The organism is Sorangium sp. So ce145 (assembly GCF_051525985.1).
Lineage (GTDB): Bacteria > Myxococcota_A > Polyangia > Polyangiales > Polyangiaceae > Sorangium > Sorangium cellulosum_B.
Genome location: NZ_CP150315.1, coordinates 4,970,933 through 4,996,142, shown reverse-complemented (window position 1 = coordinate 4,996,142; position 25,210 = coordinate 4,970,933). Strand labels below are relative to the sequence as shown.

Genomic DNA, 25,210 nt, shown 5'->3' with positions numbered 1-25,210 from the left:
ACACGAATCTGCACCTCGCTATCCAAGATTGACGATATCGGACGGCTGCGTCGACGACGAGCCGCCGCGCTCGCCGGGCGTAGCTCTCAGGTGATCGCCAGAGCCCCGTCTCCGCGGCGTGGAGTCATGCCGCCCGTCGCGGTTGCAGCCGGCCTCGCCGCCGGAGCACGGCGGCGAGGATCAGCAGCATCCCCCACGCCTCCCGGGGCATCGGCGCACGTCCCATGCGGCAGTCGCAGCCGCCTTGGAAATCTGGCGACGCCGCGCCGCCGCTGGTCGCAGTCGTCGTCGCGGCCTCACCGCCGGCGCCGCCCATGCCGCCAGCGCCGCCCGCTCCGCCGGCCCCTCCGCCGCCGCCGCTGCCGGTCGGATCCGGCGGTTCGCAGGCGTCACCCTGGCCGTCCTCGTCCGTGTCGGTCTGTTCGGGGTTCGCCACGCTCGGGCAGTTGTCGATGTCGGTCACCACCCCGTCGCCGTCGGGATCGCAGGCATCGCCGAGATCATCGCCGTTCGCGTCTTCCTGCCCGGCGTTCGCCAGGCTCGGGCAGTTGTCGCAGACGTCGCCGTGGCGGTCGGCGTCGGCGTCTGCCTGATCGGCATTCACGTTCTGCGGGCAATTGTCGTCCGCGTCAGGTATCGAGTCGCCGTCGGCGTCATCATCGCAGGGATCGCCGAGGCCGTCGCCGTCGATGTCGGCCTGCGGCTCGCCCGGCGCAGGCGGCGGGTTCGCCGCGAAATCGCAGTTGTCGTCCTCGTTGATCACCCCGTCGGCGTCCGGATCGCCGTCGGGATCGCACGCGTCCCCGGTGCCGTCGCCGTCGGCGTCTTGCTGCCCGGCGTTCGCCAGGCTCGGGCAGTTGTCGTCGACGTCGAGCGTGCCGTCGTTGTCCGAGTCGCCGTCGCACACGTCGCCCTTGCCGTCGCCATCGGTGTCGACCTGCGGCTCGCCCGGCGCGGGCGGCGGGTTCGCCATGAGACGGCAGTTGTCGTCGCCGTCGAGCACGCCATCGTCGTCCGAGTCGGTGTCCCGGTAATCCGGGGTCCCATCGCCGTCCGTGTCGATCGCCGGCGTGTTCAGCAGAGCGTCCCCGGCCTCTTCGGAATCGAGCACCTCGTCGCCGTCGCTGTCGGGGTCCACGGCGTCGATGAACGCGTCATCGTCGGTGTTGTTGATCGGATCGGCAGGATTGTCGCGGTTCAACACCTCCTCGAAGTCGCCGATGGTGTCGCCGTCGGAGTCGACGCTCGTCGGGTCGGTCCGGAGCGCCGCCTCCTCTGCATCCGTGAGGAGGTCGTTGTCGTCGTCGTCGTCGCAGACGTCCCCGTCGCTATCGCCGTCGGTATCGAGCTGGTTGGTGTTGATGTCGTATCCGCAGTTGTCATCTGCGTCGAGGACGCGGTCGTTGTCGTCGTCATCGTCGCACTCGTCACCGAGCGCGTCTTCGGGCCCGTTCTTCGGGTTGTTCTCCTGCCCCGGGTTCGGGGTGGTGCGACAGTTGTCGGTGGCGTCGGGCACGCCGTCGGCGTCGTCGTCGTTGTCGCACGCGTCGCCCAGCGCGTCGCCGCCGGCGAGGCTCTCGTCGGTGTTGATCTGCGTGCTGTTCGGCGCGAACTGGCAGTTGTCGGAGGCGTCGAGCACGCCGTCGGCGTCGTCGTCGTCGTCGCACGCGTCGCCCAGCGCGTCGCCGCCGGGCAGGTGCAGATCGGTGTTGGCCTGGGCGGGGTTCGGCGTCGTGACGCAGTTGTCGTTCACGTCGGGCACGCCGTCCGCGTCGTCGTCATCATCGCAGGCGTCGCCGAACCCGTCGCCGTCGGTCAGGTCCTCGTCCGTGTTCGTCTGATCGGTGTTGCGCTGGAGCGGGCAGTTGTCGGAGGCGTCGAGCACGCCGTCGGCGTCGTCGTCGTTGTCGCACGCGTCGCCCAGCGCGTCGCCGCCGGGCAGGTTCCGGTCCGTGTTGCGCTGGCTCGTATTCGGCTCGGTCGGGCAGTTGTCCGCGGCGTCGGGCACGCCGTCGGCGTCGTCGTCGTCGTCGCATGCGTCGCCCAGCGTGTCGCCGGTGGCAGCGTCGGTGTTCGTCTGGTTCGCGTTGGGCACGTCCGGGCAGTTGTCGCAGGAGTCGCCTCTCTGGTCCCCGTCGCGGTCGCCCTGGTTGTTCGTGTCGTTCGGCCCGTTCGGCGTCGAGGGGCAATTGTCGCAGACGTTGCCGACCCCATCGTGATCCTCGTCGAGCTGGCTCACGTTGGCGACGCTGGGGCAGTTGTCGCAGGCGTTGCCGAGGCCGTCGCCGTCGCTGTCGATCTGATCCGTGTTGGCGACCTCGGGGCAGTTGTCGCAAGCATTGCCGACGTCGTCCCCGTCGCCGTCGGCCTGGTTCGCGGTGATGAGGCGCGGGCAGTTGTCGCACGCGTCGCCGAATCCATCGCCGTCGGTGTCGACCTGGGTCAGCGTCGCCACGTACGGGCAGAGATCACACGCGTTTCCGAAGGGATCGCCGTCCTCGTTCTGCTGATCGTTCGGGCGTCCCAGGCAGTTGTCGCACGCGTCGCCGACCCCGTCGCGATCGTCGTCGGCCTGGTCGTCGTTGGGCGCGCCAGCGCAGTTGTCGCACGCGTCGCCGACCGTGTCGCCGTCCCTGTTCGCCTGGTCCGGGTTCGCTCGGTCTCGGCAGTTGTCGCACGCGTCGCCGATGCCGTCGTGGTCCGCGTCTTCCTGACCGCTGTTTGGTGTGCCAGGGCAGTTGTCGCACGCGTCGCCGATCCCGTCGCCGTCGCCGTCATCCTGGTTCGTGGTCGGCGTGGTTCGGCAGGTGTCGCACGCGTCGCCGATCCCGTCGTGATCGGTGTCGACTTGGCTGGTATTGGGCGCGTCCGGGCAGTTGTCGCAAACGTCGCCGAAGAGGTCTCCGTCCCTGTTGAGTTGATCGGTATTCGGGTCATCCGCGCAGATGTCGCAGGCATCTCCTATGCCATCGTTGTCCCTGTCGCGCTGATCGTTGTTGTAGGCTCCGGGACAATTGTCGCAGGCGTCGCCGAAGTTGTCGCCGTCGTCGTTGCGTTGATTGTTATTGGGGACGTTGAGGCAGTTGTCTGAACGAGCGCCGAAGTCGTTGATGCCGTCGTTGTCGTTGTCATCGTCACAGCTGTTTCCAATCCCGTCGCCGTCGCTGTCGAGCTGGTCTTCGTTGCTGGACGTGTCGCAGTTGTCGCAGACGTTCGGCACGCCATCGCGATCGGTGTCGACGTCCGGATCCGCGGCCATCGGCGTGGGTATCGTCGGACACTTGTCGGCGGTGTCCGGTGTCCCATCGTTGTCGTCGTCGAGGTCTGTGTCGTCCGGGGTGCCGTCGTCGTCGTCGTCGTTGTCGCAAGCATCGCCCAGACCGTCGTCGTCGCCGTCATACTGGCTCGGGTTGCTGACCCCTGGACAGTTGTCGAGCTCGTTCGCGACCTGATCGTTGTCCGTGTCCCACAGCGCCGCGCTCGCCGGCCGGGGCGCGAGCGCCACGAGCGCGAGCAGGCCCGCGAGCAGCGGCACGATCCCGCGTCGCGCGGCGCCGGCGTGCGCGAGGTGGCGGGACATCCAAGGCAAGGCGGGGAAGGTCATCGCGGCTCCTCCAGACAGATCGCGCCGTACGCGACAGCGCCCCCGTAAGCCTACCCAGTTTCGCCCTCCTCCTGGGGAGGTTTTCCTCGGCCGCGCGCTCGAGCGCGCGGCGATCGCCCGCCGCCGCGTCTCCGTGTCGGAGGCCACGTCGGAGGCGCCCCCGCCGCTTCCGACGCGTCGCGCGGCGCGCCGCCTCCCCTGTTCGGCCGCGGGCCTCCTTCTGTTAGGATGGCCCAGATCCGCCCCCTCACGTCGCGCGCGCCGCGCCGACCACGGAACGACCCTTGCGAAACCACCGCGTGCTGCGACTCGGCTTCAGGCTGCGAACGGCTGCGCTGCTCTCTGCGTGCGCCATTCTCCCCCAGGTCCTTGGCTGCTCCGACGAGGGCGCCTCGCGCCGCTCCCCCCCGCCCGGCCCCGGGTCGGCTCAGGCGGCGCCGCCCGGAGCGCGCGCCCGCATCGCCGCGATCCGCGCGCGCTTCGCCGACGCCATCGCCTCGAGCCCCGTCAAGATCGTCGCGGCGACTCCGGCCGGCGCCCTGCGTGCGGCGGCCCCGGAGGCCGCCGCGGCGTCCGTCGAGCTCCCGGCGCGCGCCGCCGGTCCGGTGCGCCTCGCCGATGGCGCGTCCCGCGTCTCGATCGCCTTCTCCCTCGTCGACGCCGCCGACGTGCCTGCGGCGGTCGACAGCGGCCTCGTCCTCTACGCAGGCGCGCTGCGCGCCGAAGGCGGCGGCGCCCGCGACGTCCTGCACCGCGTCCTCCCGAACGGCACCGAGGACTTCGTCCTCTTCGAGCAGGAGCCGGCGCGCAAGGAGCTCCGCTACCGGGTCGACGTCACCGCCGTCTCGGGCCTCCGCCTCGTGGAGCGCACGCTCGAGTTCCTCGACGCCGGCGGCTCGCCCCGCCTGCGCGTCGCGCCCCCCTACCTCGTCGACGCGACCGGCGCGCGCGTTCCGGCCTCGCTCTCCGTCGAGGGCTGCGCCGTCGACACGAGCCCTCGCGCCCCGTGGGGCCGGCCGGTCACCCCGCCGGGCGCGCCGGCGTGCACGGTGATCGTCGGATGGCAGCCCGCCGGCGTCCGGTACCCGGCGCTCGTCGACCCGCAGTGGATCGCCACGACAAACCAGATGATCACGCCGCGCGCCAGTCACACGGCCACCGTGATCGATCCAGCGAACCCTGCGAGCCCCGTGCTCTTCGCGGGCGGGTTCGACGCGTCCGGGGGCGCTCTCGCGACGGCGGAGCTGTACTTCCCGCTCGACCGCACGTTCGCGAGCACCGACGCGATGGACGTCGCGCGCGGCGCCCACACCGCGACGGCGGTCACGAAGCTCGCCCCGGCGGCACCGTCGGATCCTGCGCCTCCGCCGCCGGCGGTCGTCGTCGTGGGCGGCAGCAGCCAGCGCACCAGCGGCACGCCGGTCGCTGCCGTCGAGGTGTACAACCCGGCCACCGGCCAGTTCGTCAGGGACGCGGGGGCGTCGCTGGGCCGGTTCAATCACTCGGCCACCCTCCTCGATCCAGGCGTGGTCCTGGTCGCAGGCGGCCTCGCGGATCCGCTCAACCAGCCCACGAGCACCGCTTCCCTCTACACCTTCAGCGCCTTCGGACCGAACGGCGGCGCGCCCGTCACGAGCACGCTCGTCTCCGTGGGCAGCATGGCGACCTCGCGCCACGCCCACACGGCGGTCCGCCTGAAGACGGGGAATGTGCTCGTCGCAGGCGGCTTCGTCCTCTCGGGCGCGGCGCTCACGTCGGCCGAGATCTTCCACGAGGACGAGGGCGTCTTCCGGCCGATCGCCGTCCGCTCGCCCTCCGCGACCCCGATGACGGCGCAGATGAGCGCCCTCCGCGGCTTCCACACGGCGACGCTCATCGACCGTGCGGAGGCGCTGGGCGGTCAGGCGGCGACGACGCTCGACTCAGGCGAAGTGATCCTCGTCGGAGGCACCACCCGGGTCTCTGGCGGCGCCTACGTCCGCACCATCGACATCTACCACGACGGCGTGGCCGATCCGACGAAGCGGGGCTTCGAGCTCCAGCCGACGCCGATCTCCATGGCGAACGCGCGCGCCAACCACACGGCGAGCCTGCTGCCCACCGGCGACGTCCTCATCGCCGGCGGGTTCGACGGCACGAACTCGCTCTCGAGCGCCGCCATCTACGATCCGCTGACGAGGAAGTTCAGCGCCCTCAGCCTGCCGGCCGGCTCGCTCGCACAGGAGGCCCGTCGGGAGCACGCCGCCGTCGTCGTCAACGCCGGCACCGACCGCGTCGCGGGCCGGGCGGTGCTCGTCGCGGGCGGCATCGGGGCCACGAACGCGCAGCCGCTCGCCAGCGCGCAGCTGCTCATCAAGGCGAACGGCGAGCCGTGTGCGCACGATCAGGAGTGCGCATCAGGGCATTGCTCCGATACGGAGAACGTCTGCTGCGACGAGGCGTGCGACCAGGAGTGCTTCTCGTGCACGGCGTCGGGCAAGGGGACGGGCAGCGATGGCACCTGTGGTCCTGCGAAGCCCGACACGGAGCTCCCCGTCGTTTGCGTCAACCAGATCGAAGTGCACAACCGCTGCGATGGCCAGGGGCGCGCGCTGGCTCATGAATCCACGAAGGACTGCAAGCCCGGCCGCTGCGGCAGCAACAACAGGTGCATCCTCTACTGCCTGGACGACTGCGGTTGCGACGAGAGCGGTTGGTGCGACGTCGGCGTCGGCGATCCGGACGCCTGCGGTGAGGTCGGCGGCGCCGGAGGTGCATCGTCCGGAACGGGTGGTGGCGGTGCGGGCGGCGCGTCCACCGGATCGGGTGGCGCGGGTGCAGGCGGCGCATCCGCCGGATCGGGTGGCGCGGGCGGAGCGTTCGCCGGATCGGGTGGCGCGGGCGGAGCGTTCGCCGGATCGGGTGGCGCAGGCGGCGCGTCCGCTGGATCGGGTGGCGCTGGTGCCGGCGGTGTAGGCGGCGCGTCCGCTGGATCGGGTGGCGCTGGTGCCGGCGACGCCTCCGCTGGATCGGGTGGCGTGGGTGCCGGCGGCGCAGCCGCTGGAGGCAGCGGAGGTGCAGGTGGCGCGGGCGGAGCGTCCGCCGGATCGGGTGGTGCGCCGCCCGGGTCGGGTCTGTGTCTCGATCGCCTTGCCAACGGCGCCGAGTGCACGCGTGATCGCCAGTGCGTCTCGGGCCATTGCGTCGACGGTTTCTGCTGCGATTTCCGGTGCGATGGCCAGTGTCAGGCATGCGACGTGGTGAACAACGTCGGCAGGTGCACGAACGTCGGGACGCCTGTCGACCACGAGTCACCGCACCCCAACGAGGGCGGCACCTTCCAGCGTGAGGCCTGCCCCGGTGAGGGCGCGTGTGCCGGTTATTGCGGCGGCGCCACCGACGCCAAGTGCATGTTCCCTGTGGAAGGGGCGGTCGCGAGGACCTTCACGTGCTCCTGCCCGGACGAGGGCTGCATCGTGGGTCCCGCGACGCTCACGCGCTTCTTCTGCGCAGGAGACGGCCGCGAGAACGAGCCGGTTGTCGAGCGCTGCGGCGGGTTCAAGTGCGCGGATGAGACCGCCTGCAAGACCTCCTGCGCCTCCGACGACGACTGCATCCAGGACTTCGTCTGCCTCGACGGCGTCTGCGCCGACCTCGAGGAGATCGGACCGAGCTGCGACGGCGAGCACACGCTCCGATCCCCGGGCGTCGACACGGACTGCACCCCGTACAGCTGCCCGCCGGGCGGCAGCGCCTGCGCTTCACCGTGCAGATCGGTGGCCGACTGCGTCGATGGCATGGTGTGCAACCTCGCGAACCAGTGCGTCCCGCAGATCGATCCGTCGGAGGTCCCGTCCTGCTCCTGCGGCGTCGTCGGCGCCCCCGCCGAGCGCAATGCCGCGCGCCTCTCCGTCCTCCTCGGCGTCGCCGCGGCGCTCGCCCGGCTTCGCCGCCGGCGGCGCTAGAGCGGCGGTCACCCGCTTCGGATACGGGCCCACCTCGACGTTTTCGGTGCTCAGCGCACCGGAGTGCGCTTGCGCGCCGAAAACGCCGATCTGGGCCCGTCTCCTGTGCGGGTGACCGCCGCTCTGCTGCGGCTCTGGATGGTGCAGAGGGGGGCGGAAACCCGCTGTAGACGAACAAGATGCATGCGACGCCGCGCGTCGCGTCGCGGGCGCACACCGTGGACCGGCGCGTCGGCGCGGGTCTCGTCAGAACTGGTAACGCAGGCTCGCCCCAGGCGAGAACATCAAGACGAAATCCCCCATGAGCGACTCCGGCTCGTAGGTGCCGATCCCGTCCGTCGACGCCGACAGCTCGATCGTCCTGTCCCACTTCGGCTTGCTGAGGCCGATCAGCAGCAGCAGCTTCAGGCTGCCGGACACCTCCCACCGCTCTCCGAGCTGCAGGCCGAGCCGCAGCTCAGGATCCGCGTAGAAGTAGGTCGCCGAGGCGAAGTCGACCACCGGGAACGTGTTGAACCACTCCCCGCCGGTCGTCCTGAACCTGCCGGTCCGCTCGTCGCGGACCTCGCCGACGAGCACCCCCGCGCCCAGCCGGAGCAGCGCCGGGAAGCGCTCGCCGAAGTCGAAGTGGTACCCGAACGTCGCTCCGGCCAGGAAGCCGCCCAGGCGGAGCGTGTCGCTCGCCGTGCCGTCGAGCGGATCCCGGTAGCCGACCGGCCTGAGCGTCGCCGAGCGCTTGTCGAGCTGCTGCGCCGCGAACAGGCCGCCGAGCTCGATCCCGACGCCGATCCCCGAGCCGAGCTCGTAACCGCCGTGGATCATGCCGAGCGCGCCTAAGCCGAGTGAGCTCGAGCAGCCCGAATCGCAGCCGTCCGTGATCTCGCCGCCCAGCGTCGGCGCCAGCAGGAACGACGCGCTCACGTCGAGCGTGATCTTCGGCGGCTTGCGCCAGATATCCGCGTCCTCGTCGCGCTCGAGCCGCATGTCGAGGCTCTGGCGCTGGCCCTTTTGCAGCGTCACCGTGCGCGTCCCGGTGACGAACCCGTCGGCCTTCACCTCGACCCGGTGCGTGCCGGCCTTGAGCCGGCCGAGCCAGACGCCGTTGCCCACGTTGACCGAGTTGATCCACACGCTCGCGCCGGGCGGCGTGGGGTCGACCCGCAGCGACGCGTCGAGATCCTCGGCGAGCAGCGACAGCGTCGTGAGCTCCTGCGGCTTCACGGGCGCCGCCGTCGGCTGCGTCCCGAGCTTCCCCGCGCCGCGCAGCGCCACCATGTGGTCGCCGACCGACAGCGCGCCGATCCACGGGGTCTGCCCCACGACGACGTTGTCGACGAGCACGTCGACCGTCTTGCCGGCGCGCTCCACCACGCGCAGCCGGCCGGAGCGGGTCAGCCTGCGGAGCTTCGCGTTCACCGTGGCGGTCTGCCCCCCGGCGACGTCGACGCGCGTCTCCACCGGCTCGTAGCCTTCCTTGAAGACGCGGATGACGTGCGCGCCCGCCGCCACGCGGATCGGCTTGACGGGCGGGTACTGCCCGCGCTCCTCGCCGCTCACCACGATGGACGCCCCGGGCTCCGCGTTCGTGATGTCGAGCGTCCCCACGAGCGCCCGCAGCTCGGCGATCTCCCGCTGCGCGGCCGCGCGCTCGGCGGCCGACATCGTGAAGTCGCGGAGGAAGGTCTCGAACATCTCGAGCGCCTCGTCGTAGCGCTGGAGCTTGCGCAGCGCGATCGCGGCGTTGTTCGTGGCCACGCGCGTCGGGAAGAGCTTGCGCGAGAGGAGGAACTCCGCGAGCGCAGGGCCCCACGCCTCCTCGCGCAGCAGCGTGAGCCCCTTCTCGAAGTGGAGCCGCGCCACCTGCCGGTCCGTCTCGGAGACGGGCGCCTCCTCGGCCGGCACCGCGGCGCCCGTGGCCGGCGCGGTGCCTTCCCTGCTGGCCGGCGCGCCGGCTTCCGCGGCGGGCGCGGCGCCCTCCTTGACCGGCGTCGCGGCGTCCGTGGCCGGCGGCGCCGGCTGCGCGAGCGCCGGTCCGGCGGCGACCGCGACCGCGACCGCGGCCGAGAGCGCGCGCAGCCGCGGCGCTGCGCGGGGACGCCGCGCGAGGGAGAGAGGACGAGAGCCGCCGCGCCGCGTACGCAGATCCATTCGATCGAGCACCGTACTCAGCCTGTCGTTCCGCTGCTACTTTCCGAACTCGTCGGTGTTGTCGATGATCCCCTTGGGGGTCGTGGGCGCGGGCGGCGGCGCCGGCGGCGCGGCCGAGGCGCTCTTCGACGACGTCGCAGGACCGCCCTTCCCCGACACCGGCGTGAGCTCGACCTTCGGCGGCAACGCGCCGGTGTCGGTCACCACGACGTCGGCCATCGCTTCGCCTCCCCCCTTCTTGAAGACGCGCACCCTGTGCACGCTCCCGGGCGGCCCGGTGATATCGAGGATCCCGTTGCGCGTCGTCACGCGCTTGCCCTCGACCTCGACCGAGGCGTCGGCGGGCAGGATGACGACCTGAACGCGCTTCGGCTGCGGCTCGACCGCCGCGACCACCTCCGGCGTCGTCGGCGTCGCGGCCGGCGGCGGCGTCGGGGCCGGGGCGGTCGACGTCAGCGGCGCCGCTGCAGGCGGGAGCGTCTCGACGGTCGCCTTCGCCTCGGGCTGCACGAGCGGCTCCGGCGACGGCCGGCTGATGAAGTACACGCCGGCCGAGATGACCGCGGCGGCGAGCGCGGCGCCGGCCACCACCGGCACCCGCGACACGCCGGGCTGCGTGCCGCGGTGCGACTGCGTGAGCGCCCCCGTCGTCGCAGCGCCAGCGTGGTTGGTGGCCGGAACGATCGCCGCCGGCGGCCCGCTCTGGAGCGGGGGCGGCGCGAACGACGAGTAGCCTCCGCGGTGCTCCTGCGGGACCGCGGGGTACCCGCCGCTCTGGTTCGCCGGCGCGGTCGCGGCGTACGCGCCGCCCTGGTTCGCCGGCGAGATCGCGGGGTACCCGCCGCTCTGGTTCGCCGGCGAGGCCGCTGCGTACGCGCCGCCCTGGTTCGCGGGCGGCGGGTTCATCGTGAGCCGCGGCGCGGACTGGCGGTGCACGGCCTCCGGCAGCGGCACGAGCATGCTCTCGTGGATGCCCCAGCCGTACGGAAGGAGCGGCCGGATGGCGCCGAACATCTCCTGCGCGCTCTGGTAGCGCTGCCCGGGGGCCTGCAGCAGGCATCGGTGCACGATCGCCGCGATCTCGGGCGCCACCCACGGGGCGAAATCCTGCACCTGCGGCGGAGGATCCGAGCAGATCGCGATGATCAGCTCACCGAGCGCGGTGATGTGATGGTACGGCGTCCGCCCGGTCAGCAGCTGGTAGAGCACGGCGCCGAGCGACCAGATGTCGGTGCGGTGGTCGATCTCCTTCTGGCCGCGCGCCTGCTCGGGCGACATGTAGAGCGGCGAGCCGATCAGGTTCCCGGTGCGCGTCAGATCGGCGCTCTCGGTCTCGTTCGCCCGGTCCATCTTCACCTTGGCGATCCCGAAATCGAGCAGCTTGACGAGGATCTCGCCGGCGTCGCGGCGCGCGAGGAACAGGTTGTGCGGCTTGATGTCGCGGTGGACGACGCTCGCCTCGTGCGCCTTCTGGAGCCCGATGCACGACTGCGCGACGATGCGCAGCGCGAGGTCGGGCGCGAGCGGGCCGACGCGCTTGATGAGCTCGTGGACGTCCTCGCCCGCGAGGAACTCCATCGCGAGGAACGGCAGGTTCGAGCCGCGATCGACGCCGGCGTCGAGCACCTGGGTGATGTGCTGTGTGTCGATCGCGCCTGCCGCGCGCGCCTCGCGCTGGAAGCGGCTCACGACCTTCGGGTCGCGGGTGAGATCGGCCGAGCTGATCACCTTCACGGCGCAGCGCCGGCCGGTCCCCGTGTGCTCGGCCTCGTAGACCGAGCCCATGGCGCCCTCGCCGAGGAGCTTGCGAATCTGATATTTGCCGTCGATGATCGTGCCGATCACAGCGTTAGCGCCACTCTAAGGGATTGCTCGCGGCGTAGCAACGCCCGTGAAGGCGGCGCACGCCGCCGGCGCGGACTCGCTGGACTCGGGTGTAGTTCCGCGCAATTCCGCGCAAATTCGCGGGCGCGCCGCGCTCCCGCGGCGCAGCGCGTCTTACATCACCATCCTCGCCGGCCATCCCGCCAGCCATCCCGCGCGAGCCGCGGGGGCACGGCCGCGCGGCGCCATCCCGCCTGCGTCCGCGACCCGCGCTGGCGGCGACGACCTCACCTCACATGGGTCGCCCCCGCCGGCGCGGGCCCAGCCGCTGCCGTTGCAGCCGTTCGAGCGCTGCCGTCACGTCCCCGCCGTCCGCTGGCCGCCGGGGTGGTGAGCCCGAGGCGGCGCTGGCGGAGCTCGCGCGGGGGAGCGGTGACGATGAGCCGACCCGAGATCGGCCATCGAGCGCGAGCGACTCACGCGCTCCCGTGGCGGCCTGCGCGCGGCGCCGGGCTTGTTCCCTCCGAGCTCCGCGCCCTCTCCGCGGCCGGCGCGAGGGGCCGAGCCCCGAGGCCCGTAGTTACCAGATGCCGCAGCCCGGCCTGAACCCGGCATTGCCACCGCAGCTCCCCGGGAACCCGATGTTGCCGCCGCAGCCCCCCGGGAACCCGATGTTGCCGCCGCAGCCTCCCGGGAACCCGGCGTTGCAGCCGCAGCCTCCCGTGAACCCGCCATCGCAGGGGCCCTGGAACCCGCCACCGCAGGGGCCGGCCGAGAACCCGCCGTTGAGCGGGCCGCCGATGCCCGCCGGATTGCAGGGGTTGTGGGGCCGGTGGCAGCACGGGGGAAAGAAGTTGTTGCAGGGGTTGCACGGGAAGCAGTCGGGAGCGAACACGTTGTTGCACGTGGTGCAACTCGTGATGATCGCGGCAGGCACGCCGAAGCCGCCGAAGCCGCCGAGGCCGCCGAAGCCGCCGAGGCCGCCGAGGCCGCCGAACGGCGCGCCGCCGAACGGCACACCGCCCACACCCGGCACACCGCCCACGCCCGGCACGCCGCCCACGGGCCCCTGCCCGACCGGCTCCTGCCCGACAGGCCCCTGGCCGACAGGCCCCTGCCCCATCTGGCCGATCGGCGCCTGCAGGCCGGGGCTCGCCGGTCCCTGCACGCCGATCGGCCCCTGGCCGAGGTCCATGGGGCCCTGCGCGCCGATCGGCCCGCCCTTGCCACCATCGTACGGCCCCTGATACCCGCCCCTCGCGGACGCGCCCGCCTCGAGCGCCTCGGTGGTCGAATCGACCTGCTCGACCTCGTCGATGCTGGCCTCGTCGAGATCCGGGTCGTTCACCGCATCGATGGCGCACCCCGTGCCCAGCGCCGCCATCACCACCGCGAGCCCCAGCACCTTGCCATGAATCGAGAGCATGTGTTGTCCTCCTCAATATCCCGTGATGGCCGGAAGGTCCGAGCCACCCTGGGCTCATCGAAGAGCAGGCTGTGTGCCTCAGCCCTCATGTGCAGACACTGCCGCTGCGAGCTCGTGTCACCAGCCTTGACGCGTCCGCAAAAAGGCATTCTCTGTATCGACGCCGGCCTTGGTTTTCCGGGTTCTCAACGCGGAGACCGGTGGGACGGCCCCCGATCGGAGGGCGGTTCGCGCGCGGGCCGAACGCCCCATGCTGGAGATGGCGAACTCAACGCCTCGGGGGCGGGCGCCGCGCGCCGCGCGCAACGCCTCTCTCGCGGGCTTTCGAGCAGAGCACCTGCGCTCCCGCCCGCACCGCGGCCGTCGTGAACGAGAGCCGTCGATGCCCGCTCGCGACGGCGCGCGGCGCCTCCCCGCCGCTCGTCTGACCGGGCCGCAACCCGCGCACGACGTCGGACCCTCTGCGCCTGACGTGCTCAGGCTGCGCCGTTTGTGCCCCAACGGAGGCAAAACACGAATCGATCGCCTCGGGCCGTAATCGTCTGCCTCCGCCACCGCAACTTCGCGGCGGGCGCTCGAAACGAGCCGCGTCAGCGAGATCCTGCGCCCATGGACCACCCGATGCGTACACGTGGGCTCATGTGGTCAAATCTGTGTAAATGGATTCACCTGGCGCCCTGGTGGTCGACGCCCCCGTCTCGCCCGGCGCCGTCCGGCGGCGTGATGTCCTTGCAGCAGCGGAATCCAAGGTGGTAGTTCGCGTGGCTGCCCCTGCTCATGAGGCGCGTCGCGTGCCAGTCGGGGGCGCGAAAGCGGCAGTCGTCGGCGTGGACCTCCATCGACGAGAACGCGAACCAGCTGCCCTTCATCTCGGTGAAGCCCCGATCGCCGTGCCGCGCGAGCTCCCCGGGCAGGATGGGCAGGCTCATGTGCTCGGCCACGTTGCCGTGCAGATCGAAGACTCCGAGGCTGCTCCGGCATGCGGGGAACGCGCCGGCCGGATACGTGTTGGAGCCGCAGCGGTCCCATCCGCCGCCTGGACAGCCCGGCGTGCGGGAGCTGCCCGTCCCGCAGAGCGCGTGGTTCTTCGCGGGGCCGTAGCTCCATACCTTCTCGCGCAGGAGGTTGTGGTGCCAGCTCGCCTCGTTCCGGGGGCGCGCCCACTCGTACTCGACGTCCGGATCCCGCAGGGCGCCGGCGCACGCCCCCTCCCACTCGTGCGCGTCGCAGATCCGTTTCCCGACCGCCCTGCACAGGAGCGCCGCCTCGCGGGCCCGGACGTGCACCACGGGGTACTCGCAGGGCACGTTCGGGAACTCGAGCTGATCGATGCACGCGGGCGCGTCCGCCGCGGTCTGACCGCGCGTGGGATCGAAGAGCGGGACCATCCCCGGCGCGCCGCAGGCCGGCTCGCGCGCCGGCTCGACGCCCGAGAGTGCTCGAATGCGGCGGCACTCGGACCGTGACATCGGGTGCCGCGTCAGCGCGGGGTTGCCCTGGCCGAGCACCGTCGACGCCGCGAAGATCGCCTCGACCTGCCGCATCGCCTCGTCGGGGAGCGCGAGCTCGCGCCGCATCCGCGCGAACAGCCGGAGGCGCTGCTCTTCGAGCGTGCCGGGCTCGGCGTCCTCGTCATCCGCCGTGAGCGTCACGCGCTCTGGCGGCGCCGTCGGCGCGCGCTCCGGCAGCGCGCTCGCCGCGCTCGCGACGAGCGGCGCCGCGCTGCGCGCCGCCGTCGCGGGCGCCCCGGTCCACACGGCCACGGCCGCGCTGGTCCACACGGCCGCCCCCGCGCCGGCAGCGCCCGCGGCGACGAGGGCCGCGGCCCTTCCACGCCGGCGCGCAGGCGCCGCGCGCGCGCCGGTCGAGAGCGCCGGCGGCGGGCCGCTCGACGCGGGTGATCGCAGGGCGCAGGCCGGCTCTATCGGCGTCTCGGTGCAGGACATCAGCGCGCGAGCTCGCGCTTACTGCTACGAGCATCCATCGATTCCGGCAACTTTCGGGGCACGCGCGGCCCGAGCGGCTCCTTGACGGTCCTGCCCGGGGCACGTCAAATGAGGCATGGCGCGAAGGGCGGCCCTCCGAGTCCTCTACCTGGCGCTCTTGCCGGTGCTCGTCCTGCTCGCGCTGGTCATCACCCCGGCCCTCGTCGTCTCCAGCGTCATGAGCCAAGGCCGCGTGTGGCGGCCGGAGACATGGAAGAAGATCTCGTACGGGAGCCGCTACTTCCGCTCGTCGTTCCGGGGGAGGCTCGGCGAGGTCGTCGACGTCATCGACGTCGTCCGCGATCGGCTGATCCTGCTGTTCGTCCTCCTCGCCGCGGCCTGCGGCGCCGGCGGGCTCGCCGTGCACGCCCTCGAGATCGGCGTCCCCGCCTGGCTCTCCGCGTGGCTGGACGGGTCGTTCCTCTCCTTCCTCGCGTCCTGGTTCCCCGCGGGCGGCAGGCTCTCCTTCGGCGGCGGGGCCGCGCTCGTCCTGGCCGTGTGCACGGCGCTCGCCGCGCTCGCGCTCGGGCTCTCGCTCTATGCCTGGCTCGCGTCCGCCCTGGGCGAGGCGACCCGCGTGATCCTGCGGTATGGCGGCGCGGCGACGCTCTTCCCCGATCCTGGAGACGCGATCCCCGGCGGGCGCCTCGTCCTCTGCCAGATCTCCGATCTCCACATCACGGCGGGCGGCCGCGAGCCGTACGAGATCGAGGAGGGCTCCGCCGCGTGGCCGGAAGGGGCCCCTCGCCCCGACACCGCCGAGCTGACAGGCCGCCTCCAGCGGCTCGTGGCGGAGATCGCCGCCATGAAGCCGCCGCTCGTCGCGCTGACGGGCGACATGACCGATCTCGGGGAAGAGGCGCAGTGGGACGAGCTCGAGGCGGCGCTCTCCGGCATCCCCGCCTCCTCGCAGGTGCTCATGGTGCCCGGCAACCACGATGTCGCCATCAACCTCGGCACGTCGCCTGACCCCTACCTCACGAAGCGGGCGGAGCGCGAGCAGCGCTTCATCGAGGTGCTCACCCGCGTGGAGCGCGGCTCCTTCCAGCCTCCCCTGCACCTCCCGGCCCGCAAGCGCGCGCCGCGGCGGCTGCGCGCGATCGCCGGCCTGTATCCGAGGCGGCTCGATCTCGAGGGCGGTATCCGGATCTTCGGCCTCAACTCCAACCGTTACCGGTCGCGGTTCGTGGGGTCGAACGCGATCGGGCAGATCGGCGGCGCTCAGCTGCGGCGCCTCGCCCGCGCCCTCCGGCGGGGGTCCGGCCCGGTCATCGTGCTGCTCCACCACCACGTGGCGCGCCTCGCGGGGCCGATCTCGCTCAACGACACGTTCATGATCGCCATGGATGGCCCGCGCCTCCTCGAGATGCTCGCGGCGTATCAGCAGAAGAACCCGAAGAAGAACAGCGCGCTCGTGCTCCACGGGCACAAGCACCTCGCGTTCTTCGGCCACTACCGCTCGAAGAGCGGCGGTCGCGTCAGCGTGTACGCGCACCCCTCGTCGACGCTCGGCCACGAGACCGACGGCCACCTCGACGGCGTCGCCAGGTTCGCGGCGATCCGCCTGACGGACGACGGTATCTGGCGCGTCGAGACCCACCCGCTCCGCCCCGCGCGCTCTGCCGCGCCGGCGCCGGCCCCCGCCGAGGCCGAGGTGTCTTGAGCGACCCGACCCGGGTCGGGTCAGCCCGCCCGTGCGCGTGGACGCGGATGCCCGCGCGCCTTGCGGAGCCCGGGGAGACCTCGGCCGATGAGGATGTAGCGCAGCGCGTTCTCGGCCGCGTTCGCGATCAGGAAGGGGGCACGATCCATGGCCTCGGACAGCGTGCATGGAGCCTCGAGGATCGACGAGAACGAGTCGATGCCGCACGCGTAGTTCACGCGCGCATCCTCGTCGATGGTCCCGGCCAGAGCGATGACCGGCAGCCTGAAGTGCTTTGCGCGTCTGGCCAGCTCCGCCGGCATCTTGCCGCGCGAGGTCCGGGCGTCGAGCCCCCCCTCGGCGGTGACGACGAGATCGGCGCCGCGCAGGAGGCCGTCCAGGTCCAGGTAGCGGACGAGGACATCGTAGCGAGGCAAGAGCGTCGCCTTCAGAAGGGAATGAAGCCCCGCGCCGAGGCCTCCTGAGGCGCCTCCTCCCGGCATGGTGCTCACGTCCACGCCCACGTCGCGCGCGATGATGGCCGCATAGCGCTCCAGGGCAGCCTCCAGCCGCGCGACCATCTCCGGCGAGGCGCCCTTCTGCGGGCCGAACACGCGCGCCACGCCGCCGGGACCGCAGAGGACGTTGCGCCAGTTGCACGCCACCTCGAGCTGCACGCGGGGAATGCGGGAGTCCCTGCCTGAGAGGTCGATGCGGTCGAGCTCCAGCAGCGCTCCTCCTCCCGCTCCGATCTCGCCCCCCGCCGCGTTCAGCAGGCGGATGCCCAGCGCCTGGGCCATGCCCGCCCCGCCGTCGTTGGTGCCGGAGTCACCGCAACCGATGAGCAGCCGCGCCGCGCCCGCCTCGAGCGCGGCGCGGATCAGCTCGCCGACGCCGCGTGTCGTTGTGGCCATCGGGTTGCGCGCGTGAGGCGGGACGAGGCGGAGCCCGGCGGCAGCGGCCATCTCGATCACCGCCGTCCGTGGTCCGGCGCCGCCGAGGAAGCCGAAATGGGACGCGACCGGCTGGCCCAGCGGACCTGTCACGATCGCGGGGTGCAAGGAGCCGCCCGTCGCCTTGACCAGCGCCCGGGTGAAGCCCTCGCCGCCGTCCGTGAGCGGCGCCTTCAGGAGGCGCGCCTCCGGCAGCGCGCGCTGGATGCCCGTCGCGATGGCCTCGGCGACCTGCTCCGCATCCAGGCATTCCTTGAAGCCCGACGGAGCGATCAGGATGCGCAGGGGGCTCGTCATGGCGCGAGCCCCATCCAGCGCCAGTAGGTGAAGTGAAAGACGGCGATCAACGCCAGGTGGATCGGGAGCATGACGGCGCTGAGGAGCAGGAGATCCGCCGGGCGGAACGTCTCTCCGTCGAGCCCCTGGAACATCAGGAGCGCCTTGGAGCTCACCGGGAACGTCAGGCAGTAATCGATGCCGACCGTGCCGATGAAGACCACCGCCGCGGGGTCGAGATCGCGATCGGCGGCGAGCTGCAGCAAGACGGGGCCGAGCGCGACGATGCGAGCGACGTGGGAGGTGAGGTAGAGATGGGACGTCAACGACATCACGCCGACCGCCACGACGAGGAACAGGCGCCCTCTGGCGCTCTCGATACCGCTGTGGCGGAGCAGCGCTTGAAAGAGCCAGCCGGACGCGCCCGTGTCGATCAGCGCTCCTCCCAGGACGAGCGCCGCTCCGACGAAGAGGAGGAGGTTCCAGTCGACCGACTTCACGCCTTCCTTCCAGCGGAGCGCGCTGCCAGGCGCCGTGAGCGCGAGCGCGCCGGCCAGCGTGACCGTGGCGCTCTCGTAGCCGTGCCACCGCTCCGAGAGCCAGAGCACGACCATCGTCGCGCCGACGGCCAGGGTGATCCGCTCCGATCGCGACAAGGAGCCTCGCGGGCGCCGGGGAACCCGGATGCGTCGCCCGCGGCGCTCGCCATCGAGGAAGAGCGCCATGATGACCGCGCAGGCGGCGCCGCTGGCTACCATGCCGAACGGCATCCCGTAGAGGACCCACTCGCCGAAGGACAGCCGATGGCCGGTGACCTGGCTCAGCAGCTGGTTCGCCACGAGGTGAGACCCCGCGCCGACCAGCGAGCCGATGGTGCTGACCAGGATCACGGTGGGGAACAGCAGCGCGAGGGCACGGGTGATGCGCGGATCCGCGGTGATGGAAGAGATGCTGCGGAAGATGGGAATGGCGATCACGGCACGGCCGGAGACCGACGGGACGAAGAGCGACGACGGGATGAGCACGGCCGTCAAGCACCAGAACAGGCCGCGCACGGTGCGGGCGCGCTCGAACACGCGCTGCGCCAGCCGCATCGCCAGGCCAGACTGCTCGACTGCGCCGCCCAGGATGAACGCGCCTATCATCAACCAGATGACGTCGGACGCGAGGGAGTCGAAGAGCCGTTCCTGGGGGCTGACGCCGGTCAGGAGGAGGAGCAGCGCCGCGCCGAGCCCGACGTACGCCACGTCGAGCGACGTGGTCGACCAGAGGATGATCGCCAGCAGCACGGCGAAGAGCGCGATCCGGGCGGGCGCCGGCAACGTCGCCGGCAGGACGACGGCGATCCCCGCGGCGATCGTCAGCGAGAGGGGCAGGAGAACGCGAACCCGATCGGCCGGGCGCGGCGGGGTCGGCCGCGAGGGCGGCGGGCGGACGGCCACGGCATTGCCGCCATCCGCGGCGCCTTCGAGGTCCGGCGCATCCTCATGAGTTGCGTCGCTCGATGACATGAAGATCGCCCGCTTGGAGGAAGGCATAGTCCGTGCCCCCATCCCGCAATCGCGCTGACCAGACAGGCTGCTCGCACGCCGCGATCACGGCCGCGGATGCGCCCGACCCAGGCTCGGCGCGGCGCCGTTCTCGTTCGGCGCCGAGGTTGGCCTCGTCGACGACGTTGCCCACCAGAGCCGGCGCTCTCAGCCCCTTCCACACACCGGGCGTCGCGCACCGAGCTGTGGTGAGAGAGGCGACCACACCTCAAGGAATGCTGGGCCGCGGCAACCCATTGCCGGACCGCGTTGGCGGAAAGCATCATTTCTGATCCGTGCGTCGTCCGGCCGCCATGTTGGTCAGCTATGCTTCCCGGATGGCGAGCACCGGGAGCGAGCTTCACGGCCGTGTCTGCTCCGGGTGCTCACGCAGAATCGACGGCTTTGGCGCCGGCGACACGCGCCCGGCCGCGCTTCATGGAGGGTTCGACTTATGAGATTGCCCACGATGGCCATTGTGTTGCTGACAGTGGGTGCGATCGGCGTTGGATGTGGGGGCAATGGTGCCAGCGACGGCGGCGGGAGCTCGCAGAGCGGCGGCCCGGGGAGCGGGGGCTCGGGCCAAGGGAGCTCCCAGAGCACGAGCGGCGATTTCGGATCGGGCGGTCCGGGCGCGAGCGGCTCCTCGGGGCAAGGCGGCTCCTCGAGCAACGGCAGCTCCTCGGGCCAAGGTGGGGCGTGCGCCACCCAGTCGGCCAGCGCCGACCTCCAGCCCGTGTACCTCGCCTTCGCGTTCGACGTGTCCGGCAGCATGGGCATGGGCGACGAGCCCTGGTACGACAAGGAGCTCAAGTGGGATCCCGTCGTGGCGGCGACGAAGCAGTTCTTCAGTGATCCCCTGTCCGAGGGCATCAACGCGTCGCTCAGGTTCTTTCCGAGCGACGACGAGGACCGCGACGAGAAGTGCTCGGCCGAGACCTACGAGACACCGGAGGTCCCGATGACGCCGCTGCCCTCTCCGCGCTTCGAGGAGGCGATCACCGCCGTCACCCCGGCCACCAGCGCCGACTGGCGCGGCGGCACGCCGACGCTGTTCGTCATGCAGGGGACGATCTCGTACGTCGAAGAGCAGCGGCGGGCCACGCCTGGAAGGTACGCCATCGTCCTCGTCACGGACGGCTACCCTGCGGGCTGCGGCACGGAGTCCAACAGGATCCAGCGCGTGTCGGACGCCGCGGCCGGCGCGCTCGAGGACGGCGTCCCGACGTACGTCATCGGCGTCGACAACCCGCCGATCGAAGGCGCGCCGCACGACCTCGACAACCTGCACCAGATCGCCGACGCGGGCGGAACGGAGCGAGCCTACCTGATCGACACGGGCAATCCCGGGGCGACCTCGGCTGCCTTCAAGGCGGCGATCGACGCGATCCGCGGCGCCTCGGTCTCCTGCACGGTCGACATCCCGCCCGCTCCCGACGGGCGGAGCTTCGACGCGCAGCGGGTCCGCGTGACGTACCAGAGCGGCGGAGGTAACCCGACGGCGCTCTCCTACGACCAGGAGTGCGCGAGCGAGAACGCCTGGCGTTACGACAGCGCCGCGAACCCGACCGAGATCGTGCTCTGCGACAGCACGTGCGCCACGATCCAGTCGGACCCCGAAGCGGCCCTGGGGGTCGACTTCACCTGCGAAGATGTGATCGTGATACCGCAGTGAAACGCGGACGACGCCCAGCACCTGCGCTCGCGTCGTCCGTCTCGGCGGTTCTTGACACCCTGCGACATTCCCGCCCACGATGCCTCGGTGACACCTCGCTCGCCGAAGTCGCCCGCGGCCCTCGCTGTCCCGCGCCCCGCTGCCCGCCCGCCCGCCGTCCTCGCCATCGCGCTGTCGCTGCTGGCCGGCGCGTGCCAGGGCTCGTCGACGAGCACGAGCCCGCCCTCGGAGAAGACCGCCGGTCCCAGCGCCGCGGCGCCGGCGAGCGCTGCGCCCGCGGCGCCGGCCGCCGCATACAAGGTCGGCATGGTGCTGGTCGGCCCCTACAACGACAAAGGGTGGAACCAGGCCCATCACGACGGCATCCGGTCGGTGCTCGCCAAGATGCCGGACGTCGGCTTCGAGTATGTCGACAAGGTGAACCCGTCCGACCGCCCGAACGTGAAGGGTTCCCAGGTCGCGGACGATCTCATCTCCCGGGGCGCGCGGTTCGTCGTCTACAACTCCGACGATTACAAGGACGACGCCCTCGAGACCGCGCGCAAGCACCCGGAGGTCACGGTCATCCACATCTCCGGTGATTACGCCTGGAAGGAGGGCAAGAACCACAAGCCCCAGCCCAACCTGGGCAACCTCATGGGGCGTATCGAGACGGCCCAGCACATCGCCGGGTGCGCCGCGGCGCTCGGCACCGAGACGGGCAAGATCGGGTATGTCGGCCCGCTCGTGAACGACGAGACCCGCCGGCTGGTCACCGCGGCGTACCTCGGCGCGCGGTACTGCTGGGAGAAGTACCAGAAGAAGAAGCCGGAGGACCTCACGTTCAAGGTCACGTGGATCGGCTTCTGGTTCAACATCCCGGGCGTCACCCTCGACCCCACCAAGGTGTCCGACGACTTCATCGGCGGCGGCTTCGACGTGCTGATGACCGGGCTCGACACGCCCGAGGCCGCGCTGCAGGCCAAGAAGGCGAGCGGCGCGGGCAAGAAGGTCAAGTACGTCCATTACGACCACAGGGCCGGCTGCGACCTGGCGCCGGAGATCTGCCTCGGCGTCGCGTACTACAACTGGGCGCCGCTCTACCGCGACGCGATCGAGAAGGCGCGCGCGGGCAAGTACGCGAGCGAGTTCGTCTGGCGAGGGCCGGACTTCCGCGACCTGAACGGCGAGTCGTCGGTCGTCGGCTTCGGGCCTGGCGCCGCGCTGGGAGAGGCGCAGGCGCCGCTCGGCGCGTTCGTCATCGAGCTGGCCAACGGGCTCGATCTCTTCAAGGGGCCGCTCAAGTTCCAGGACGGCACCGAGTTCCTGAAGGACGGCGAGGCCGCGACGCCCCAGCAGATCTGGTATCTGCCGCAGCTGGTCCGGGGGATCACCGGGCCGAGCAAGTAGCCGTCTCCTGGCGGTGATCCATGCGGATCGAGATCGAGCGCGTCGCGAAGCGGTTCGGCCCGGTCAAGGCCAACGACGGCGTGTCGCTGACGATCCAGGCTGGCGCCGTCCACGGGCTGCTCGGCGAGAACGGCGCCGGCAAGAGCACGCTCCTGCGCATCCTGGGCGGGCTCCTCCGCCCGGACGCGGGCCGATTGCTCTTCGACGGCCGCCCGGTGGCGCTCGCGAGCCCGGCGGACGCGCTCGCCGCCGGCGTCGGCGTGCTCCACCAGGAGCCGCTCGACTTCCCGCCGCTCACCGTCCTGGAGAGCTACCTGGTCGCCCGGCCCCGCGCGGCCGGCGCGGGCGGCGTCGCGCGCTCGCCGCTCCCGGGCCGCGGCGGTGCCGCGGGCGTCTTCCTCCCCCGGCGCGCGGCGCGCGAGGAGCTGCTCGCGCTCGCGGCGCGCTTCGGCTTCTCCGTCGACCCGGACGAGCACGTCGCCCGGCTCACCCTCGGGGAGCGCCAGCAGATCGAGCTCTTGCGGCTCCTCTCGCTGGGCGTCCGAGCGCTGCTCCTGGACGAGCCCACGACGGGGATCTCCGGGGCGCAGCAGGAGGCCCTGTTCTCCGCGCTGCGGCGGCTCAAGGCGGACGGCAAGGCGATCGTCCTTGTGTCGCACAAGCTCTCCGACGTCGAGGCGCTCTGCGATCGCGTGACGGTGCTGCGGCAGGGTAAGGTGGCGGGAGAGGCGGAGATGCCGGCCGGGGCCGATCGCCTCGTCGCGCTGATGTTCGGCGAGGCGCTTGCGCCTCAGGAGCGGTCCCCCGAGGAGGACGGCGGCGCGCCGCTCGCGCCCCTGGAGCGCCTGCCCGAGCCGAGCGGCGGCGCGGAGCCGAGCGGCGGCGCGGAGCCGAGCGGCGGCGCGGCGCTCGCCCTCGAGGGCGTGGCGTTCGGCGATCACCGGCTCGACGTGCGCATTGCCCACCTGGCCGTCCGCCGCGGCGAGGTGATCGGGCTCGCGGGCCTCGAGGGGAGCGGCCAGCGCCTCCTGCTGCGCGCGTGCGCGGGGCTGCTCCGGGCGCGGCGGGGACGCGTCGCCGTGGGCGGGGCCGACCTGACCGGCCGCCCCTACCCGGCCTTCCTGCGCGCCGGCGTGGGCTACCTGCCCGCCGATCGCCGTCGCGAGGGCCTCATCGCGGGTCTCTCCATCGAGGAGCACGTCGCGCTGCGCGCGCCGCGGCCCGGCCTCTTCCTGCGCCCGCGGGAGATCCGGCGCGCCGCCGAGCGGGCGATCGAGGCGCTCCGGATCCGGGGCCGGCCCGACACGCCCGTCGAACGGCTCTCCGGCGGCAACCAGCAGCGCACCCAGCTCGCGCTCCTCCCCGCGGGCCTCGCGCTGCTCCTCCTGGAGCAGCCGACCCGGGGGCTCGACCTCGCGTCGGCGCGCTGGGTCTGGGAGCAGCTCCTCGCGCGGTGCCGTGCCGGCGCGGCGCTCCTGTTCGCGTCGTCCGACCTCGACGAGCTGATGCGCTACAGCGATCGCCTCCTCGTGTTCAGCGGCGGGCGCGTCTCGCCGCCCGTCGGCGTCGCCGACCTCACGCTGGACCGGCTCGGGCGGATGATCGGCGGCGAGCTCGACGACGCCGCCCTGCCCTCGGCGCCTCGTGCACCTGCGTTGCCCCCGCCGCCCGCGGGGTCCGATCGATGAGCTCCGAACCGCGCGCCCCAGCCGAGCCCGCCGTGCGCCGCGCGCCGCGCCGCGGGGCCGTATCCTTCCTCCTTCGCCTCGTACCGCTCTCCCTGGCGTTCGCGCTCGTGGCGGGCCTCTGCGCGCTCCTCGGCGCCTCGCCGGCGGCGGTGGCCGCGGGCCTGTGGCAGGGCGCGTTCGGCTCCGCGGATCGCGCCGCGCGGGTGTTCGCCACGCTGGCGCCGCTGCTCCTCTGTGGGAGCGGCCTGCTTTTCACGTTTCGCGCCGGGCTGTATCACCTCGGCGTCGAGGGGCAGCTCGTCCTGGGCGCCGTCTGCGCCACGGGCGCGGCGCGCGCCCTGTGGCCGCACCTCCCGGCCGGTGCCGTGGTCGCGCTCTGCGTCGTCGCGGGCGCGATCGGCGGGGTGCTCTGGGGCGCCCTCACGGGCGCGCTGCACACGCGGGTCCGGGTGAGCGAGATCTTCGCGGGCCTCGGCATGAACTTCGTGGCCCAGGGGCTGGTCCTGTACCTCGTCTTCGGCCCGTGGAAGCGCCCTGGCGTCGCGTCCATGGCCGGCACCGAGCCGCTCGACGGCGCGCTCCGGCTCTCCACGCTGGGCGGCACCGATCTCAGCCCCGTCGCGCTCCTGCTCGGGGTCCTCTCGCTCCTCGGGACGGGCGTCGTGCTCGGGCGGACCCACCTCGGGCTCCGGCTGCGGGCGGTGGGGCTGAGCCCGCCGGCCGCGGAGGTGCTCGGCGTGCTCGCGGCGCGGCAGGTGCTCCTCGCGTTCGCGGTCTCCGGCGCGCTCGCCGGCGTCGCCGGCGCGCTGCAGGTGCTCGGCACGTTCCACCGGCTCATCCCGAGCATCTCGAGCAACCTCGGCTTCCTCTCGCTGCTCGTGGTGATGCTCGCCGGGCGGCGCGCCGCGCTCGTCGCGCCGATCGCCCTGTTCTTCAGCGCGCTCAACGTCGGCAGCCTGGAGCTCCCGATGACCCTCGGGCTGGAGTCCTCGCTGTCGGGCGTGCTCCAGGGCGCGCTCGTCCTGTTCGCGCTCCTCTCTCCCCGGGCGGCGCGCGGCGGCGGCCGGCCGGAGGTGGCGTGATGGGACGAGGCCCGAAGGGACGAGGCCGATGAGGGCAGACCTGAT

Annotated in this window: 13 protein-coding genes and 1 pseudogene; 7 read left to right on the top strand and 7 right to left on the bottom strand. The window is 72.2% G+C overall.

Features of this window, described 5'->3' with window-relative positions:
• Positions 1 to 124: 124 nt before the first annotated feature.
• Positions 125 to 3,604: a thrombospondin type 3 repeat-containing protein gene (locus tag WMF34_RS18440; protein WP_012236195.1), complete on the bottom strand. Its 3,480-nt coding sequence runs from the start codon at positions 3,602 to 3,604 to the stop codon at positions 125 to 127.
• Between the two features lie 284 nt (positions 3,605 to 3,888).
• Between WMF34_RS18440 and WMF34_RS18435 the strand changes: the two genes are divergently transcribed.
• Positions 3,889 to 7,548, top strand: a complete 3,660-nt coding sequence (locus tag WMF34_RS18435; RefSeq protein WP_437994065.1) for a Kelch repeat-containing protein — start codon at positions 3,889 to 3,891, stop codon at positions 7,546 to 7,548.
• A gap of 246 nt (positions 7,549 to 7,794) precedes the next feature.
• Here the strand turns inward: WMF34_RS18435 and WMF34_RS18430 are convergent, their stop codons facing one another.
• From WMF34_RS18430 to WMF34_RS18415, 4 genes are all read right to left on the bottom strand, one after another.
• Positions 7,795 to 9,708, bottom strand: a complete 1,914-nt coding sequence (locus WMF34_RS18430) for a PEGA domain-containing protein (protein ID WP_437994064.1) — start codon at positions 9,706 to 9,708, stop codon at positions 7,795 to 7,797.
• 24 nt (positions 9,709 to 9,732) lie between these two features.
• A complete protein-coding gene (locus WMF34_RS18425; RefSeq protein WP_437994063.1) occupies positions 9,733 to 11,541 on the bottom strand; it encodes a serine/threonine protein kinase in 1,809 nt (602 codons plus the stop codon).
• A 559-nt stretch (positions 11,542 to 12,100) separates the two neighbouring features.
• The gene (locus WMF34_RS18420) at positions 12,101 to 12,946 is read right to left on the bottom strand and encodes a hypothetical protein (protein WP_012236191.1); all 846 of its coding nucleotides are present in this window, start codon (positions 12,944 to 12,946) and stop codon (positions 12,101 to 12,103) included.
• Positions 12,947 to 13,611: 665 nt separating this feature from the next.
• A complete protein-coding gene (locus WMF34_RS18415) occupies positions 13,612 to 14,892 on the bottom strand; it encodes an SUMF1/EgtB/PvdO family nonheme iron enzyme (protein ID WP_437994062.1) in 1,281 nt (426 codons plus the stop codon).
• Between the two features lie 115 nt (positions 14,893 to 15,007).
• Here WMF34_RS18415 and WMF34_RS18410 point away from each other — a divergent pair, with 115 nt between their 5' ends.
• Positions 15,008 to 16,594 carry a metallophosphoesterase family protein gene (locus tag WMF34_RS18410; protein WP_437994061.1) on the top strand — a complete coding sequence of 529 codons (1,587 nt, stop codon included), beginning with the start codon at positions 15,008 to 15,010 and terminating at the stop codon, positions 16,592 to 16,594.
• A 20-nt stretch (positions 16,595 to 16,614) separates the two neighbouring features.
• Here WMF34_RS18410 and WMF34_RS18405 read toward each other — a convergent pair whose 3' ends face one another.
• Together WMF34_RS18405 and WMF34_RS18400 are read right to left on the bottom strand one after the other, a co-directional pair.
• Entirely contained in the window at positions 16,615 to 17,823 is a 1,209-nt protein-coding gene (locus WMF34_RS18405) for a glycerate kinase family protein (RefSeq protein ID WP_012236188.1), read from the bottom strand.
• A complete protein-coding gene (locus tag WMF34_RS18400; RefSeq protein ID WP_437994060.1) occupies positions 17,820 to 19,340 on the bottom strand; it encodes an SLC13 family permease in 1,521 nt (506 codons plus the stop codon). Before WMF34_RS18400 ends, WMF34_RS18405 begins: the two co-directional genes overlap by 4 nt.
• Positions 19,341 to 19,785: 445 nt before the next feature.
• Here WMF34_RS18400 and WMF34_RS18395 point away from each other — a divergent pair, with 445 nt between their 5' ends.
• From WMF34_RS18395 to WMF34_RS18375, 5 genes and pseudogenes are all read left to right on the top strand, one after another.
• Positions 19,786 to 21,006, top strand: a complete 1,221-nt coding sequence (locus tag WMF34_RS18395; protein WP_437994059.1) for a vWA domain-containing protein — start codon at positions 19,786 to 19,788, stop codon at positions 21,004 to 21,006.
• An 87-nt stretch (positions 21,007 to 21,093) separates the two neighbouring features.
• Positions 21,094 to 22,395 carry a BMP family lipoprotein gene (locus WMF34_RS18390; protein ID WP_437994058.1) on the top strand — a complete coding sequence of 434 codons (1,302 nt, stop codon included), beginning with the start codon at positions 21,094 to 21,096 and terminating at the stop codon, positions 22,393 to 22,395.
• A gap of 83 nt (positions 22,396 to 22,478) precedes the next feature.
• Positions 22,479 to 22,955, top strand: a pseudogene (locus WMF34_RS18385) (ATP-binding cassette domain-containing protein); the annotation flags it as partial.
• A 174-nt stretch (positions 22,956 to 23,129) separates the two neighbouring features.
• A complete protein-coding gene (locus WMF34_RS18380) occupies positions 23,130 to 24,083 on the top strand; it encodes an ATP-binding cassette domain-containing protein (RefSeq protein WP_437994649.1) in 954 nt (317 codons plus the stop codon).
• The gene (locus tag WMF34_RS18375; protein ID WP_437994057.1) at positions 24,080 to 25,165 is read left to right on the top strand and encodes an ABC transporter permease; all 1,086 of its coding nucleotides are present in this window, start codon (positions 24,080 to 24,082) and stop codon (positions 25,163 to 25,165) included. The genes WMF34_RS18380 and WMF34_RS18375 overlap by 4 nt, the downstream gene beginning before the upstream one ends.
• Positions 25,166 to 25,210 lie beyond the last annotated feature (45 nt).